The sequence below is a fragment of the Bacillus sp. FSL K6-1560 genome, assembly GCF_038592935.1.
GTDB classification, from domain to species: Bacteria; Bacillota; Bacilli; order Bacillales; family Bacillaceae; genus Bacillus; species Bacillus subtilis.
In genome coordinates this window covers 2296442-2312964 of the sequence record NZ_CP151946.1, presented here as the reverse complement: position 1 = coordinate 2312964, position 16523 = coordinate 2296442, and the positions used below count along the sequence as shown (strand labels likewise).

The 16523-nt window shown below is 36.8% G+C and carries 16 protein-coding genes and 2 pseudogenes; 9 read left to right on the top strand and 9 right to left on the bottom strand.

Annotated features, from left to right (window positions below; genetic code table 11):
- Positions 1–46: 46 nt before the first annotated feature.
- A complete protein-coding gene (locus NYE22_RS12745) occupies positions 47–1201 on the bottom strand; it encodes a xylose repressor (protein WP_342411889.1) in 1155 nt (384 codons plus the stop codon).
- 241 nt (positions 1202–1442) lie between these two features.
- On the opposite strand from NYE22_RS12745, the gene xylA reads away from it, so the two are divergent.
- From xylA to NYE22_RS12730, 3 genes and pseudogenes are all read left to right on the top strand, one after another.
- Positions 1443–2780, top strand: a complete 1338-nt coding sequence (xylA, locus tag NYE22_RS12740) for a xylose isomerase (RefSeq protein WP_342411888.1) — start codon at positions 1443–1445, stop codon at positions 2778–2780.
- A 150-nt stretch (positions 2781–2930) separates the two neighbouring features.
- Positions 2931–4430 (top strand): xylulokinase, encoded by a 1500-nt coding sequence (gene xylB, locus NYE22_RS12735; RefSeq protein WP_172849957.1) that lies wholly within the window; start codon positions 2931–2933, stop codon positions 4428–4430.
- Positions 4431–4534: 104 nt separating this feature from the next.
- Positions 4535–4699: pseudogene (locus NYE22_RS12730) on the top strand (glycoside hydrolase family 11 protein); the annotation flags it as partial.
- 213 nt (positions 4700–4912) lie between these two features.
- Here NYE22_RS12730 and yncB read toward each other — a convergent pair.
- Positions 4913–5548: an endonuclease YncB gene (gene yncB, locus NYE22_RS12725; protein WP_017697666.1), complete on the bottom strand. Its 636-nt coding sequence runs from the start codon at positions 5546–5548 to the stop codon at positions 4913–4915.
- A gap of 412 nt (positions 5549–5960) precedes the next feature.
- Here yncB and NYE22_RS12720 point away from each other — a divergent pair, with 412 nt between their 5' ends.
- Entirely contained in the window at positions 5961–7376 is a 1416-nt protein-coding gene (locus tag NYE22_RS12720; protein WP_087614562.1) for a sugar porter family MFS transporter, read from the top strand.
- Positions 7377–7477: 101 nt separating this feature from the next.
- Here NYE22_RS12720 and alr read toward each other — a convergent pair whose 3' ends face one another.
- Positions 7478–8662, bottom strand: coding sequence for an alanine racemase (alr, locus tag NYE22_RS12715; protein WP_249852705.1), 1185 nt, complete (start codon positions 8660–8662; stop codon positions 7478–7480).
- A gap of 461 nt (positions 8663–9123) precedes the next feature.
- On the opposite strand from alr, the gene NYE22_RS12710 reads away from it, so the two are divergent.
- Positions 9124–9585 (top strand): DUF2691 family protein, encoded by a 462-nt coding sequence (locus NYE22_RS12710; protein WP_029726906.1) that lies wholly within the window; start codon positions 9124–9126, stop codon positions 9583–9585.
- A 29-nt stretch (positions 9586–9614) separates the two neighbouring features.
- Positions 9615–10049, top strand: a complete 435-nt coding sequence (gene dutA / locus NYE22_RS12705) for a dUTP diphosphatase DutA (protein ID WP_003245820.1) — start codon at positions 9615–9617, stop codon at positions 10047–10049.
- Between the two features lie 315 nt (positions 10050–10364).
- Here dutA and cotU read toward each other — a convergent pair whose 3' ends face one another.
- A complete protein-coding gene (cotU, locus tag NYE22_RS12700; protein WP_064671425.1) occupies positions 10365–10625 on the bottom strand; it encodes a spore coat protein CotU in 261 nt (86 codons plus the stop codon).
- A gap of 382 nt (positions 10626–11007) precedes the next feature.
- Between cotU and NYE22_RS12695 the strand changes: the two genes are divergently transcribed.
- The 3 genes from NYE22_RS12695 (at position 11008) to NYE22_RS12685 (ending at position 13699) form a co-directional block, all read left to right on the top strand.
- A complete protein-coding gene (locus NYE22_RS12695) occupies positions 11008–11172 on the top strand; it encodes a hypothetical protein (protein ID WP_139327911.1) in 165 nt (54 codons plus the stop codon).
- A 274-nt stretch (positions 11173–11446) separates the two neighbouring features.
- Positions 11447–12286, top strand: a complete 840-nt coding sequence (locus tag NYE22_RS12690) for a thymidylate synthase (RefSeq protein WP_161986031.1) — start codon at positions 11447–11449, stop codon at positions 12284–12286.
- Positions 12287–13114: 828 nt separating this feature from the next.
- Positions 13115–13699: a hypothetical protein gene (locus NYE22_RS12685; protein WP_038429025.1), complete on the top strand. Its 585-nt coding sequence runs from the start codon at positions 13115–13117 to the stop codon at positions 13697–13699.
- A gap of 29 nt (positions 13700–13728) precedes the next feature.
- Here the strand turns inward: NYE22_RS12685 and NYE22_RS12680 are convergent.
- From NYE22_RS12680 to tatAC, 5 genes and pseudogenes are all read right to left on the bottom strand, one after another.
- Positions 13729–13920 (bottom strand): annotated as a pseudogene (locus tag NYE22_RS12680) (hypothetical protein); the annotation flags it as partial.
- Between the two features lie 464 nt (positions 13921–14384).
- Entirely contained in the window at positions 14385–15107 is a 723-nt protein-coding gene (locus NYE22_RS12675) for a YrpD family protein (RefSeq protein WP_161986032.1), read from the bottom strand.
- Positions 15108–15267: 160 nt separating this feature from the next.
- On the bottom strand, positions 15268–15624 hold the full coding sequence (locus NYE22_RS12670) for a YoqO family protein (protein WP_161986033.1): 357 nt from the start codon (positions 15622–15624) through the stop codon (positions 15268–15270).
- Between the two features lie 244 nt (positions 15625–15868).
- Positions 15869–16093: a hypothetical protein gene (locus NYE22_RS12665; protein WP_015713994.1), complete on the bottom strand. Its 225-nt coding sequence runs from the start codon at positions 16091–16093 to the stop codon at positions 15869–15871.
- Between the two features lie 175 nt (positions 16094–16268).
- Positions 16269–16457 carry a twin-arginine translocase TatAC gene (tatAC, locus tag NYE22_RS12660; protein ID WP_003231634.1) on the bottom strand — a complete coding sequence of 63 codons (189 nt, stop codon included), beginning with the start codon at positions 16455–16457 and terminating at the stop codon, positions 16269–16271.
- Positions 16458–16523 lie beyond the last annotated feature (66 nt).

The following is a 16523-nucleotide window of genomic DNA, read 5'->3' as shown; positions in this document are numbered from 1 at the left end:
ATAAAAAAACTCATCTTTAAAGATGAGCTGTCCATTCCATAAAAAATTACATTGTAATCATGTCCAGAAAATGATCAATCACAATGGAGGACATTCCTAATGCCGGTGCATTCTGTCCTAAGGAAGATGGCAATAATTCATAGCTATTGCCTATTTGGGAATAAACCCTTGATGATACTTCACTTCTCATTGAATTTAAAACCATAGGATGCGATTCAATTATGCTATTTCTTAAAATTACGGCTTGTGGGTTGAAAGTATTTAAAATATTGGTAAGGCCTATTCCTAAATAGAATCCAAAATTTTGTAATGCATTTAAGGTTCCGATATCATTCAGATGGGCGAGGTTTATGATATCTTGATAGGACAGTTTTTTCTCTTTGGTCTGAAGAGATTTTAATAAAGCCTTCTCTGAAGCATACAATTCCCAGCAGCCTCGGTTTCCGCAACTGCATTTAGGACCATTAAAGTCTATTGTCATATGTCCCATTTCTCCAGAGAAGCCGCTTACTCCTCTATATAAATGATTGTTGATAATAACACCGATCCCTATTCCTGTGCTGATACTTACGTAAATAATGTTATCGTGATTTTTTGCAGCTCCAAATACTTTTTCTCCATATGCGCCAGCATTTGCCTCATTTTCAATAAAAACAGGCACATTGTACTTCTCTTGTATCGAAGATTTTAAGTCAATATCTCTCCAGTTGGAGTTCGGAGTGAAAACAATTTTTTGATCTTTATCAATGAGTCCAGGCACGCAAATACCTATACCAATAAGCCCGTACGGAGATTGGGGCATTTGCGTAATAAAGTGATGAATCATATCAATCAAAATGTCTTTCGTTATTTCTGGAGAATTGGATTCCAAATGGCGGTATTGATCAAGAACGATTGTTCCTTCAAGGTCTGTTAAAATGCCATTAATATAATCCACACCAACATCTATTCCAACGGAGTATCCTGCCTTTTTATTAAAAACAAGCATGACAGGTCTTCTTCCGCCACTTGATTGTCCTTGACCTATTTCAAATACCATACTTTCTTTCATTAACGTGTTTACCTGTGATGAGACAGTTGATTTATTTAATCCAGTCATTTCAGATAATTTTGCTCTTGAAATAGGTGAATTTTTAAGGATTTCTTTTAATAATAACTTTTGATTTACTTTTTTGACAAAGGTTTGATCAGCGATATCCACTTCATCCACTCCATTTGTTTAATCTTTAAATTAAGTATCAACATAGTACATAGCGAATCTTCCCTTTATTATATCTAATGTGTTCATAAAAAACTAAAAAAAATATTGAAAATACTGACGAGGTTATATAAGATGAAAATAAGTTAGTTTGTTTAAACAACAAACTAATAGGTGATGTACTTACTATATGAAATAAAATGCATCTGTATTTGAATGAATTTATTTTTAAGGGGGAAATCACATGGCTCAATCTCATTCCAGTTCAATCAACTATTTTGGAAGCGCAAACAAAGTGGTTTACGAAGGGAAAGATTCGACTAATCCTTTAGCATTTAAATATTATAATCCTCAAGAAGTAATCGGCGGAAAAACGATGAAAGAGCATTTGCGATTTTCTATTGCCTATTGGCATACATTTACTGCTGATGGTACAGACGTTTTTGGAGCAGCTACGATGCAAAGACCATGGGATCACTATAAAGGCATGGATCTAGCGAAGATGAGAGTAGAAGCAGCATTTGAGATGTTTGAAAAACTAGATGCACCATTCTTTGCTTTTCATGACCGGGATATTGCACCAGAAGGCAGTACGCTAAAAGAGACAAACCAAAATTTAGATATGATCGTGGGCATGATTAAAGATTACATGAGAAATAGCGGCGTTAAGCTATTATGGAATACCGCAAACATGTTTACGAATCCCCGTTTCGTCCATGGTGCCGCGACTTCTTGCAATGCAGATGTGTTTGCGTATGCTGCAGCACAAGTGAAAAAAGGGTTAGAAACAGCAAAAGAGCTTGGCGCCGAGAACTATGTATTTTGGGGCGGCCGTGAAGGATATGAAACATTATTAAATACCGATTTAAAATTTGAGCTTGATAATTTGGCTAGATTTATGCATATGGCAGTGGATTATGCGAAGGAAATCGGGTACACAGGGCAGTTTTTGATTGAGCCAAAACCAAAAGAGCCGACCACCCATCAATACGATACAGATGCAGCAACAACCATTGCCTTTTTGAAGCAATATGGCTTAGATAATCATTTTAAATTAAATCTTGAAGCCAATCATGCCACATTAGCCGGGCATACATTCGAACATGAATTACGCATGGCAAGAGTACATGGTCTGCTTGGCTCTGTTGACGCAAACCAGGGTCATCCTCTTTTAGGCTGGGACACGGATGAATTTCCGACGGATTTATATTCTACGACATTAGCAATGTACGAAATCCTGCAAAATGGCGGCCTAGGAAGCGGCGGATTAAACTTTGACGCGAAGGTCAGAAGATCTTCTTTTGAGCCTGATGATCTAATATATGCCCATATTGCAGGGATGGATGCATTTGCAAGAGGATTGAAAGTTGCCCACAAATTAATCGAAGATTGTGTGTTTGAAGATGTGATTCAACATCGTTACCGCAGCTTTACTGAAGGGATTGGTCTTGAAATTATAGAAGGAAGAGCTAATTTCCACACACTTGAGCAATATGCGCTAAATCATAAAGCAATTAAAAACGAATCTGGAAGACAGGAGAAATTAAAAGCGATATTGAACCAATACATTTTAGAAGTATAACAGGATAAGCTCCAGATCCTGCTATCAATACCAAGTCACTGAATTACCCGTCATGATTCCTTTCCTATTGCTTGTTGTTATGACGGGTAACTTCTATAATTAGGATTTATTTAGAGTGAATGGTTTTTTAAAAGGGCAAGGAGTGAAAAAATGAAGTATGTCATTGGAATAGATCTTGGAACGAGTGCTGTTAAAACCATTTTAGTTAACCAAAACGGCAAGGTTTGTGCAGAAACGTCCAAAAGGTATCCGCTCATCCAAGAGAAGGCGGGATATAGTGAGCAAAATCCTGAAGACTGGGTTCAGCAAACAATTGAAGCATTGGCTGAATTGGTTTCTATATCCAATGTTCAAGCCAAGGATATTGACGGGATAAGCTATTCGGGACAAATGCATGGATTAGTACTGCTTGACCAAGATCGTCAGGTGTTACGTAATGCAATTCTTTGGAATGATACCAGAACAACGCCTCAATGTATAAGGATGACCGAGAAATTTGGCGATCATCTTCTTGACATCACAAAAAACCGTGTTTTAGAAGGGTTTACATTACCTAAAATGTTATGGGTAAAGGAACATGAACCTGAACTTTTTAAAAAAACTGCTGTGTTTTTGCTTCCGAAAGACTATGTGCGATTCCGTATGACCGGTGCCATTCACACCGAATACTCCGATGCAGCAGGAACTTTACTTTTACATATTACTCGCAAGGAGTGGAGCAATGATATTTGCAATCAAATTGGTATTTCTGCAGATATTTGTCCTCCGCTTGTTGAATCTCATGATTGTGTAGGGTCGCTGCTTCCGCACGTTGCCGCCAAGACCGGGCTATTAGAAAAAACAAAAGTGTACGCTGGGGGAGCAGATAATGCTTGCGGCGCTATTGGAGCAGGTATCCTTTCTTCCGGAAAAACATTATGCAGTATTGGGACGTCAGGGGTCATACTTTCCTACGAAGAAGAAAAAGAAAGAGACTTTAAAGGGAAAGTCCACTTTTTTAATCATGGAAAAAAGGATTCTTTTTATACGATGGGCGTCACGCTCGCTGCAGGATACAGCTTGGACTGGTTTAAAAGAACGTTTGCACCAAACGAATCGTTTGAGCAATTATTGCAGGGGGTGGAAGCTATTCCGATAGGAGCCAATGGACTGCTATACACTCCTTATTTGGTTGGTGAAAGAACGCCGCATGCTGATTCTTCTATTCGGGGAAGCTTGATCGGAATGGATGGAGCCCATAATAGAAAGCATTTTTTGAGGGCAATAATGGAAGGTATCACATTCTCTTTACATGAATCAATTGAGCTATTCCGCAAAGCGGGAAAATCAGTTCATACTGTTGTTTCTATTGGTGGGGGAGCTAAAAATGATACGTGGCTGCAAATGCAAGCTGATATTTTCAATACGAGGGTAATTAAGTTAGAAAATGAACAAGGGCCAGCTATGGGGGCTGCAATGCTGGCTGCCTTTGGAAGCGGATGGTTTGAATCCCTTGAAGAATGTGCAGAGCAGTTCATTCGTGAGGCTGCTGCATTTTATCCAAAGGCACAAAATGTTCAAAAATATAAAACACTATTTGATTTGTATAAGAACATTTATACTCACACAAAGGATCTCAATACAGCTTTGAAGAGCTTTCGAAAAAACTAATGATGTTATTGTCCGGAGATCAACCGAAAAACAATTAATGATCAATCATCATCAAAGGCCTTTGATGACATGGCTGCCTTCTTTTGAAAAGATGGTGAGAATAAGGTATCGCAACCTTTAAACAGTATTGGAGTGTCCAGCAGCAAAACGAACGAGCGGAACCGTATTCTGTCAGCGAACACTTCAAGAAGTGGGGAAGCTTAGGAGTGCCAATGGGTAAGATGTATGAAACCGCGCTAACGACGGTAGAGGGATCTCTTGATTTATGATGAAATAGGAAGGATGTTTACACACAAATAACCCCCTCACATTGACGTGAAGGGGTGTTTTTTATTGTTACTATACAGCGGAAATTTTACAGGCTAGTTGCATGATTTTAGCTTGATAAGCAGAATGGAAACTAGACACGCCATCATCTCTTTCTCATTCTTTGGAAACTGCATTCTGCTAGGTTTGCTGCTTTTTTTAACAAACAGTGTTTTCTATTTCACACAGCCATTAAATCCTCTGTTCGTCACATAACCGCTCTTACTCCAAATTGACAGTTTATCTGATTTTGCTTCTTGCTCATCTAGTCTGAATTGGTCTATGTATTTTGTGTTAGGCTCATATACATATGCTACTCTGGCCAATCCCTCTTTCAATAATGTCTCTTGAACAGATTTGCCGTCAACATAAACGTATGCTAACAGTCTTCCATACTTATCTCTGCGATCGCCTTTATCAAATTCCAGCTGTAGCTTACCGCTGTTGACCAATTCTTTATTTCGTTTCGACGCATCCTCACCGTATGGTTGAACACAAGAATTTGGTTTCTTCGTCTCAGGTGTATCAACGAGCAAGTAGCGAACTGTGTCTTTCTTTCCGTTGTAAATAACCTTAATCGTATCTCCATCTATTGCTCTATCTAATGTAACATTGACCAATTTCTTCTGCTTTTTTGAATGAGGCGTGCCGGCCTTTTGTTCTGTCTGATTATATTCATTAGATTGAGTATCTTGAGAGACTTGCTCCGTCCCATTAGAATCTGAATGGTTTTTGGCTGCGTGATGTGATCCGCAAGCTGCCAAAGTAATACTTAAAACGATTGCGATCATACTGATCAAAATCTTCTTCATATTGATTCCCTCTTTATCATTTTCTCTTTTCGCGATTAAACATCATCATTATAACGATATGGACATTTTTTGTGAATGGAAAACTTCAAGGGAACTTATAACACTCAAATTGCCAATAGTTAACTTCACAACGAGATGATCAAAACATCACCATCACATAGCGGAAATAAATAATCCTGAAAATAATATTGACTGAAAATGCTTTTGGAATTATGATAATATGAGAAATGACAATGATGTGACAAAAACATTACTACAACATAACAATTAATAGCTTAGGTTTATTCTATTGACTAAAAATGTAAACGGTTAAAAATCCAGAGGCGAAAATCTAAGATAGAGATGACTTTAGTTTTGACTCAATATCCACACTGAAAGAGCTTATTAAGTATTCTTAATAAAGGCAGGGGAAATGGATATGAATGAACATCGAAATCGAAGGTTGAAATTAATAATGATTTCAGCAACTTTTGGAGGGCTTCTCTTTGGATATGACACCGGAGTTATAAATGGAGCTTTACCTTTTATGGCAAGGCCAGATCAGCTTGATTTAACACCGGTTACAGAAGGGCTTGTTACGAGTATTCTTTTATTAGGTGCCGCGTTTGGAGCGTTGTTATGCGGAAGATTGGCTGATCGATATGGCCGCCGTAAAATGATCCTTAATCTTTCCTTTTTATTTTTCCTGGCATCACTGGGAACAGCGTTAGCACCTAACGTTTTCATCATGGCGGTCTTTCGTTTTTTACTGGGGCTGGCTATTGGAGGAGCCTCGGCGATGGTGCCGGCCTTTTTAGCAGAAATGGCACCGCATGAAAAGAGAGGGCGTATGGTAACCCAAAATGAACTAATGATTGTTGGCGGGCAATTTTTAGCATATGTTTTTAATGCGATCCTCGGTGTAACAATGGCAAATACGGGACATGTTTGGAGATACATGCTTGTCATTTGTGCTGTACCGGCTATCATGTTATTTGCCAGTATGCTTAAGGTACCAGAAAGCCCCCGATGGCTAATCTCCAAAGGCAAAAACAGTGAGGCGCTGCGAGTTCTTAAACAAATTCGAGAAGATAAACGTGCAGAAGCTGAATGTAGAGAAATTCAAGAAGCGGTAGAAAAAGATACAGCACTAGAAAAGGCATCACTCAAGGACTTTTCTACACCATGGCTGCGCCGTCTTTTATGGATTGGAATCGGTGTTGCCATAGTGAATCAAATTACAGGTGTGAACTCGATTATGTATTATGGCACACAAATCCTTAAAGAATCTGGTTTTGGTACAAAAGCGGCTTTAATCGCTAATATTGGAAATGGGCTGATATCAGTTATTGCAGTTATATTTGGGATTTGGCTGGTCGGAAAAGTGAGACGGCGTCCAATATTATTGATTGGTTTGGCGGGGACGACTACAGCGCTCCTATTGATTGCGATTTTCTCAATTGTGCTTGATGGATCTATGGCACTTCCTTATGTAGTGCTTTCTTTGACCGTTTTATTTCTTGCCTTTATGCAAGGGTGTGTAGGACCTGTGACTTGGCTTGTCATAGCGGAAATATTCCCTCAAAGGTTAAGAGGACTTGGTTCTGGGATAAGTGTTTTTTTCCTTTGGATATTAAACTTTGTGATCGGTTTTGCTTTCCCGATCTTGCTTAGCTCTGTAGGTTTGTCTTTTACATTCTTTATATTTGTGGCTTTAGGTGTATTGGCAATCGGTTTTGTATACAAATTCATGCCGGAAACAAAGGGGCGTACACTTGAAGAATTAGAAGAGCATTTTCGTTCTCGACACGATCATAATACTCCTGAACAATCAATTATTGAGGTATAAATATGTTGAAAATCTCTCTTCTTATAGGAGGGATTTTTTTAGTTTCAGAAAAAACAAAATCCCTCTGGTAGAGGGATTTTGATTCAGAATTTTAAGATGTTCTACACGTATAATACTGGAGTTGATACTTTAAAAATCTCGCCATCTCTTATATAAAAACGAGGGATGCGGCGGCTTAATGTAGACACGACTTCATAGTTAATCGTATTGAGCATTTCAGCCACTTCATCAACGGAAATCTCGGCTCCTTTTTGCTTACCGTAAATCACGACTTCTTCTCCTTGTTTACCTTCACCGTTTTCTCCTAAACTGACCATGATCATATCCATTGTTACTCTTCCCGCCACTGGCACTCGTTTTCCGCGATGAAGAACAAACCCGCGATTGGAAAGGGCACGAGAATAGCCGTCAGCATAGCCAATCGGGAGTGTAGCAATTACTTCATTAGGTTCTGCGACGTATGTAGCACCATAGCTAACGGTTCGGGGTTCTGTACGCATGGTTTTCACATAAGCGATGCGCGCCTTTAAACTTAACGCAGGTTCAAGCTTAACGAGATTTAGTTGTTTAATATAGGCTGAAGGATATAAACCATATAAGCCGATACCTAAACGGATCATATCAGCGCTAAATTCCGGAAATGCGATAGCTGCAGCCGTGTTGCACATATGCACGGTGGGCAGCTCAATCCCCTGTTTTTGTAAAAAGCTGAGAAAACTGATGAATTTTTCGTGCTGCAGCTTTGTGAGTGTTGTGTCCGGTTCATCAGCTGTCGAAAAATGTGTGAAAATCCCTGTCCATCTGAGGAATTTACTTGCCTTTAAGGCTTTCACTACTTCTAAAAGTTCTTCCTTTGTGCGTACACCTAATCGTCCCATGCCGGTATCCACGTTAATATGAATGGCCAGCCGGTTAGCACTCGCTTCTTTTTCCAATATCTCGTTTGCTTCTTTCATCCAATCAACCTGAAATGCTGATAATGTTATATTCCAAGCTGCTGACTTCTTTACACAACTAAGGGATGTAAAACCAAGCACAAGGATAGGCGCTGTAATCCCAGCTTTTCGTAAAACGATTCCTTCCTCCACACTGGCAACAGCGAGCTCACTCGCCCCGTGTTCCAGTGCATGGCGTGCCACTTCTATAGACCCGTGACCATAACCGTTCGCTTTTACGACAGCCATAATTTTGCTCTTATGTGGAATATGACGGCGAATCGCTCGCAAATTCTTTTTAACGGCATCAAGATTGACTTCGATCCAAACTTCTCGGCAAAGCTTTATCATCAACGCTTCCTTCCTTCTTATGGATTATAAATACCACCTATTGCCGCAAGAATAAATGTTAATTGTTGGATGATTCGATCTTATTTTATTCAACTTTATTTGAAATCATTCAACAGCAAATCCATGTGATACGAGAAGGTGCTTATCAATGTTCGAATAGCAAGTACGGGATACATGAGGCTTGTAAGTGGGGTGTTAATGGATACGGCGACCGAGGATTACAAAAATGATTATTTGTTTTGGGACATTTTTTTCTAAGGGTAGATGATAACGAGAAATCTAATCAGGAAATACTTACCGTTGTTATGAACATTGGAAGAACCTTTTAAATGAGAAGGGCTGAGAAAATTCTGTAAAAGATAATCGGTTGAAAAGGCAGTCGATTCCTTGTTCCATAAACCTAACATTAGAGTATATAATTAAACTCGTATTCACAAAAATCGTTTAAGCAAGGGGTATACTTGAATAGGGGAGTTAGTTTTCAAATACCGAATGAATATGGAAATTTTCTATGGAGAATACTGCAGCCGGTAGAAATAGCTAATTATAGGTGGCAAACGAGTGGGGAATCTTATTTTGTTGTAGAAGGAGAGCTCGATGATGAGGAGCTTTTTCATGACTACGCAATTGTTGAAGGGGCAGTTTTTGAGCAACAATTAAAAACGAATCAGTACTATACCATTTTCGTTGAACTGAAAGCATTTCCATATGGAAAAATGGTTAATCAAGTCAATACATATGAAGAGTTTGCTGACAGTGATTGCGAACTTGTCCTTTTGATAGCAGATAATAGTTACGTTTCGATTTACTGTAAAAACAAAAAAATTATTGAAAAACTGTACTTCAATGCTTTACAGAATGATTTTGAAGACGTTCAATTTATAACTGATGAAAATGACACAAGAACAAGCCTTACTGTATGATACTCAATAAAAATTAAAGGAGCTAGTACATGACAATGCAAATTAAAATCAAGTATCTAGATGAAACACAAACAAGAATCAGCAAAATTGAGCAGGGAGACTGGATTGATCTTCGGGCAGCTGAAGATGTAACAATCAAAAAAGATGAATTTAAGCTTGTCCCATTAGGTGTTGCAATGGAGCTGCCTGAAGGTTACGAAGCACATGTCGTCCCTCGTTCAAGTACATATAAGAACTTTGGCGTTATTCAAACAAATTCAATGGGTGTTATCGATGAGTCATATAAGGGAGACAACGATTTCTGGTTCTTTCCCGCTTATGCATTGCGTGATACTGAAATTAAGAAGGGTGATCGTATCTGCCAGTTTAGAATCATGAAGAAAATGCCGGCGGTTGAATTGGTTGAAGTCGAGCATTTGGGAAACGAGGATAGAGGAGGACTCGGTTCAACAGGTACTAAGTAAACAAAATAAATCCTTGGCTGTCTTCATGCTGTGTGATTGATCAATGGAGGTTTCAGCCAAGGTACAAAGAAATACTTTTATCTAAATTTTTATAAGTAGGGGAAGGCAACTACAAACTAGTAATGCCACTAATAATAAGCCAAGTTAAATGACATGTGTTCATTAATAATTGAATTTACAGCAGCCATGAGAACAAGTTCAAAATATAAGATGAAATGAGACATAAGACTTCACAAAAAAATCTGAGTATCGTCGATAAATATCATAAAAAAGCCCCCGGTATGTCGCCGGGGAATAAATAGACGTTTAAGAGATTTAGTGATGTTTTTTATATGATTCGACAAAATCATAATAATGATCATCGTCATCATAATACTTTTTTTCGTAATGATAATCGTGATCATCGTAATACTTTTTATCATGGTCATAATACTTTTTATCATAATCATAATGTTTTTTATCATGATCATAATACTTGTCGCAATCATAATGCTTCTTATCATTGTCGTAATACTTTTTGTAATATGTTTTTTTCCAAGTGTAATACTCTTCTTTATATTTTTTATAATAACCCAATTAAATTCCTCCTTTATGTTATTCGAATTTAATTTATGAAGTTTAAATGATATGGTATGGTCAAATGAAATAAGAATAGTAAAAAGAGGCTGTTTAAAACACTTTCTGAAAAACAAAACGGATAGCTGTTTAAGAGCGAGAGAGAGCACTCAATCACTGTAAAATAATAGTAAAGTGTATAGAAAAGATTAGTATAAGTAAAAAGGGACTTTCTCATTGAAGAATATTTGAACGTTATGGTTAAGATTCAAGAGCTCTATGATGTGATTTTTAACACTGCTTTTGAAGGGTTTAGAGTTAGACATCAAAAACAAACATCAAAACCGGTTAGAAACAGATCATATAAGGAATGAACCGCTGCCAAATATCATAAAAAAAATGAATGAAATTAGAGAGAATTTATTTTAAAGAAAGCCCAATTGCACATGGACAAATGACAATTGATATTGAGGTAAAATACAATACATTAAATCAGAAAAAGCTATTGGAGGATTTAATGTGTTTAGACAATTTCCAATTTGGTATACACAAACACCTGACTATTTGAATTTTTATGTGCCGCAATATCAAACCATTTCTTATAATCCTCAACAATGTTATCAACGGTGTATGTACCAAACTGGCGGTAACTATGAGCTATGTGACAGACTATGTTATGGAGAAATACAGGTGTAAAAGAGGGGGTTATTAACTCCTCTTTAAACACACAGTGAGTGGAATAAGATCCTCACTTTATCTGCGAGTGCTTAGTATTTGCGATAATATTGCATTCGTAATAAATTATGCTTAGAACTGAAAATGAAAGAAGGATATGAATAGTTATGACGCAATTCGATAAACAATACAATTCAATTATAAAGGATATTATAAATAATGGAATCTCAGACGAAGAGTTTGATGTGAGAACCAAGTGGGACTCAGATGGAACACCGGCACATACTCTAAGTGTAATCAGTAAGCAAATGAGATTCGACAACTCAGAGGTTCCGATTTTAACGACAAAAAAGGTTGCCTGGAAAACAGCCATTAAAGAGTTGCTCTGGATTTGGCAGCTGAAATCTAATGATGTTAATGATTTAAACAAGATGGGCGTACATATTTGGGATCAGTGGAAACAAGAAGACGGCACCATCGGACATGCATATGGATTTCAGCTGGGGAAGAAAAACAGAAGTCTAAATGGAGAAAAAGTGGATCAGGTAGACTATCTTCTTCATCAATTGAAGAACAACCCGTCTTCACGCAGACATATTACAATGCTGTGGAATCCTGATGATTTAGACGCAATGTCCTTAACGCCATGTGTATACGAAACTCAATGGTATGTGAAGCAAGGTAAGCTCCACCTCGAGGTAAGAGCACGGAGCAATGACATGGCATTGGGAAATCCATTCAATGTATTCCAGTACAATGTGTTGCAGCGCATGATTGCTCAAGTGACTGGTTATGAGCTTGGTGAATATATCTTTAACATTGGGGATTGCCATGTGTACACACGTCATATAGACAATTTGAAAATTCAAATGGAAAGAGAACAGTTTGAAGCACCTGAACTATGGATCAATCCTGAAGTGAAAGATTTTTATAACTTTACCATTGATGATTTCAAATTAATCAACTATAAACATGGGGCCAAGCTTTTATTTGAGGTAGCGGTTTAATGCTGCCTTTTTATTGTTATTTTTCAGAATATAAGCTGGCATTAGGCTAAAAATGAAGAAATTTCTTCTTCATATTTCTATAAACAAATAGTAAACAAAATTGGAGCCCAACGCGAAACAAAAGGATTGTTAGAAGCGTTGGGTTCTCTTAGTACAAGTGAACAACGATTGCGTGGTCTGAAAAATTAAACGAACGATATGAAAAGGCCATTGGTTTTATAAGGTGTTAATTCCTCCTATTAATATCATAAGGCTCAAGAAAATTGTAATGAAAAGAAAAGCCCATACTATAGCTGAAAAAGGATTGTTGAGTCCCATCCTTTCTTTCCAATTTATATTAGTGGATCGATTGGTTTTGTATTTTATTAACTGGATACATAAGATCACATTAAAAAAAACTGAAATAACAAGAGCTATAACTAAATAAAGGTTCATTTTCATCAACCTTTCTAGGTTTTTTAAACACTTGAATAGCTTAATTGTAAACCTAATATTAACATATACATATTTCACCTTAAAAGACCAGCATCGTGCAATGAATACAATTACTTTGTGCAGTTCTAGGTTATTTGTTTTTATTATGAAACTTTTTGGTCCCTGGCTAAAATTCAACTAAAAATGAAAAGATTGAAATTATCCATGATTGTGTTTCTGCGATGGATTGCCTTAAAATTTGGTAGGGATGAACAAGCACTATATTAAATAATACTATACCAATGAATTTCTATTAGAAAAATTCATAATATTTTAAAATAACCATTTAAATATATTTCTAGAAATTGTATACTTATATGGTACTAAATGAATACATAGAAAGGACTGTTGTCGATGAAAAAAGTTTTTTGTAAGTTAGCCATTAGTTCTATAGCTCTATTTACCCTATCTCTTCCTAATGGCAATGTATTAGCTGCTGAAAAAGGGGAAGAAAAACCTGTCTCAATTAAAGGCGTTGAGTCACAAGTGCATACTGTATTTGCAAACGAGACAACTGGGGTAAAAAGCAATTTAGGAGGAGGGGAGTTTACTGCGCAATTTGTGAATGATTTTCGTAATGTTAAGATGAATGTAAAAACATATAAAAGCTGGTCTAGCTTTAAAAGAGTTTCTGATAATATAGCAACGGGGAGTAAAGGAGGATCTATTACTGCAAACAAAACAGTTACTTTTACAACAACTGTCAGCGGATCTATAAGTGGTTTAGGAATATCCACTGCAGGCTCTGTAGCTAGCTCTAAAGGATACACTCTAAATGTTGGAGCGAATAAAAGAGTCTATATGGCATATAGAGTTAGGTATAATGTAGAAGAAGGGTACAATTGTCGTAAGGATATAGTTACTGGTAAATGTGTATCAAAGAAAAAATACGTAGTTAAAAAACCTATGTATGGAGAATATGCACTGAAAAACTATTAATTTTATATAAAAAAGATTAGCTATAAAAGCTAATCTTTTTTATTAAGAAGGAAATATCCTAATTTTGAAACGAGATACAAAGTGAAAGCAATCATTAATGTTCTCGATATAACAATTCCATGAATAGCCAAATCATATCCAGCAGGTATCAAAGCTTTTGTATTAAACATAAAATACATTGATACCAGAAGAGCAATAATAACTAAAATAATTCCAAAAAGACCTATTTTTCCGTATTTCATACAAATTCCACCCTATATTAAAATATGATAAATAACCAAAGGAGCTGAAGATTTCGATAATTCACTTTACAATCATCAAGCAATGACCAACATCGAACCTCAGTTGGTGTAATTGTCAACTTAAGCTTCAAGTTAGTTATTTTTGTAATTAAAAAAATAATTGAAAGCCCCATAAATAAGGGGCTTTTAATTTATGTAGTTCTATAGTAATTGAATTAATCATACCAAAGTTATTTCAAAATTTCAACTTTTGCTTATGATGTTTTTATCATCGAAACAAAAATGTCTTAATTCTAACGCTGTTCAAATAAATTTTCATATAAAAAGGAAGTACTACTGTTCGTAAATCTATATAGGGAGTGGATTCCGACACGGTTTTTTATGGAGATGGAAAATTAATTATAAAACCGCCAGACAATGCTGGCGGCTTTTTGCTGCTTCGTTTATTTATTAACAGAGATCGTAACGTTATTTCCTGCAACTGAAACCTTTGCGAAATCCTGTGTATCTACCACAGGAGTGACGGCTTTATTGTCGATTGTGATGTTGTTAAAAGATGTCGAAAAGGTTGCTTTGATCGCATCACGCTGGCTTTCATACGAAACAGCCGCGGTAGCAAGGGTTTTCCATTTTGAAATCGTGCCGATGTTGGTTCCTTGAATTTCTGTGATAATCCGTCCGGTGTAGCCGTCATTGTTCGTTCCCCAAAGGGTCATGCGCGTATTGCCGTTTAAGTTTTTATAGATTGTCATTTGGACTGTGCTTCCAGGGCGGAAGCCTTTATTGTATGTGAATTTGTCTTTTCCTTCGATGTACGTTTCTTCATTTTTGGACCCAACCTTCATGAGGGGCTTCCAGACGTTGTATTGTTTGCTGTACTGAAGCCCGATATCGGCTTCAGTTCCGCTTGTTGCCCTAAAGCCAGAATAAATATAGGGAGTGGAGACCGAGTCGTTGTTTTTGACAGTTTCAGGAAGCGTAATTTTAGCTGTAAAAACGGCGCCCGTACTGTTCAGGTAGACACGGCCGCCGATTCCGTTAGGCAGCTGGGATGCTGCTTTTGCGACTTGAGCGTCTGCCGCGGGTAAGCCTGGTATACCTGATGAAAGGGTTCCGAAAAGAACTGCTGTTCCTACTGCACCTGCAATCAATACTTTTTTCACCAAAATTCCCCCTTTAGATAGTGGTTTCGCCATTTATTATACCTTATTTTGGAACTAGATTGATGTATATAAATAGACAAAATATTTCATTTTGAATGATGTTAGGGACGAAAAGCTTCTCCAATCTGAAAGCTATGTAACTTTATCAGAGGAAAGAACGAGATCACAATCGTTTTAACCGATTTGAAATTTTCCTCAAAATAAAAGTACAAATGCTTAAAGAAACGATCATTAAAAGAATGCCCGCTATCGTTTCCCAGCCTGTAAAAAAGAGGTGACGTTTCATCAATGTCTGTCCTTGTAAAATGATAAAAGCACAGATACCGTCTAAGAAAAGAAAACAAATACTTAGGATTGCTAACGCTTTACGTGAGTATGTTTTCATGTCGTCTTTAAGGTACAGCAATACGAAAACAAAGCAGATAACATTGGCTATTGTGCTTATCACCTCAAAGCTTTTCATGACAACTGATATAAATAGACAAAGTAAAATGAGATAAAATACGGTGTTTCTATACAAAAAACCTCTCCTTTTATGTATGATCCTCAAAGAGTTTATAAAAGTTTCTTTGTAACAGCAATAAACTGAATGCGCTCACTTATGAACTAACTAAACTATGTACTAAATTTTCATTATTGTTTTTTAGATTCAGTCACCAAGGTTTTCATAGAAAGGGAAGATTCAGAAATATACATATAGTCATAAACAAAAAAGACCCGGCAATAGCCGGGGGAAAGTAAAAACGAGGAGATGTTAATGGCGTTTAGTAGTGTTTTTTATGCTTTTTATACTCTACAACATAATCATAGTCTTTTTTATCGTGATCATAATATTTTTTATCATAGTCATCATATTTTTTGTCGTAATCACAGTCATCATATTTTTTATCATGGTGGTCATAGTATTTTTTATCATATTCGTAATACTTCTTATAATACGTTTTTTTGACCGTATAATACTCTTCTTTGTATTTTTTGTAATAACCCATATATACTCCTCCTTTATTTTTACTACGCTTTATTATACGGCGAGTAGATTTTGCGGCTTGGACAGTTAAAATCATAGAAGGAAAAAAGGGCTGTCCAAATGATTAAAAAAAGACAGATGACACAAAAACAAATCAAAATAAAGAGCCGATTTTTCATCGGCCCAAACGATTTATCCTACATTTGTTTGTCTTCTTTGTTTTCTGAGTCATTTTTTCTGATATCCTGAGTCAGTCCGCTTGTTGCTTGTTTAAATTCTGATAAGGCTTTTCCTGCTGCACGGCCAAGAGCCGGCAGTTTATCAGGCCCAAATACTAAAAAACCCACAAACAAAATAACGAGTATTTTTGTGAAGCTTAATTCCATATCCTTTTCCCCCTGATTGAAGTACAACCTTTTAAACAAATTATAAGAGATAGCAGTACAAATGGG

Bases quoted from the DNA above. Each gene is read 5' to 3' on its own strand.
- NYE22_RS12665 (WP_015713994.1), bottom strand. From the start codon at position 16,093: ATGGGTTATTACAAAAAATACAAAGAAGAGTATTATACGGTCAAAAAA.
- alr (WP_249852705.1), bottom strand. From the start codon at position 8,662: ATGATAAAGCTTTGCCGAGAAGTTTGGATCGAAGTCAATCTTGATGCC.
- NYE22_RS12685 (WP_038429025.1), top strand. From the start codon at position 13,115: ATGAAAAAAGTTTTTTGTAAGTTAGCCATTAGTTCTATAGCTCTATTT.
- NYE22_RS12720 (WP_087614562.1), top strand. From the start codon at position 5,961: ATGGATATGAATGAACATCGAAATCGAAGGTTGAAATTAATAATGATT.
- xylB (WP_172849957.1), top strand. From the start codon at position 2,931: ATGAAGTATGTCATTGGAATAGATCTTGGAACGAGTGCTGTTAAAACC.
- dutA (WP_003245820.1), top strand. From the start codon at position 9,615: ATGACAATGCAAATTAAAATCAAGTATCTAGATGAAACACAAACAAGA.
- NYE22_RS12690 (WP_161986031.1), top strand. From the start codon at position 11,447: ATGACGCAATTCGATAAACAATACAATTCAATTATAAAGGATATTATA.
- yncB (WP_017697666.1), bottom strand. From the start codon at position 5,548: ATGAAGAAGATTTTGATCAGTATGATCGCAATCGTTTTAAGTATTACT.
- NYE22_RS12695 (WP_139327911.1), top strand. From the start codon at position 11,008: ATGAAATTAGAGAGAATTTATTTTAAAGAAAGCCCAATTGCACATGGA.
- tatAC (WP_003231634.1), bottom strand. From the start codon at position 16,457: ATGGAATTAAGCTTCACAAAAATACTCGTTATTTTGTTTGTGGGTTTT.
- xylA (WP_342411888.1), top strand. From the start codon at position 1,443: ATGGCTCAATCTCATTCCAGTTCAATCAACTATTTTGGAAGCGCAAAC.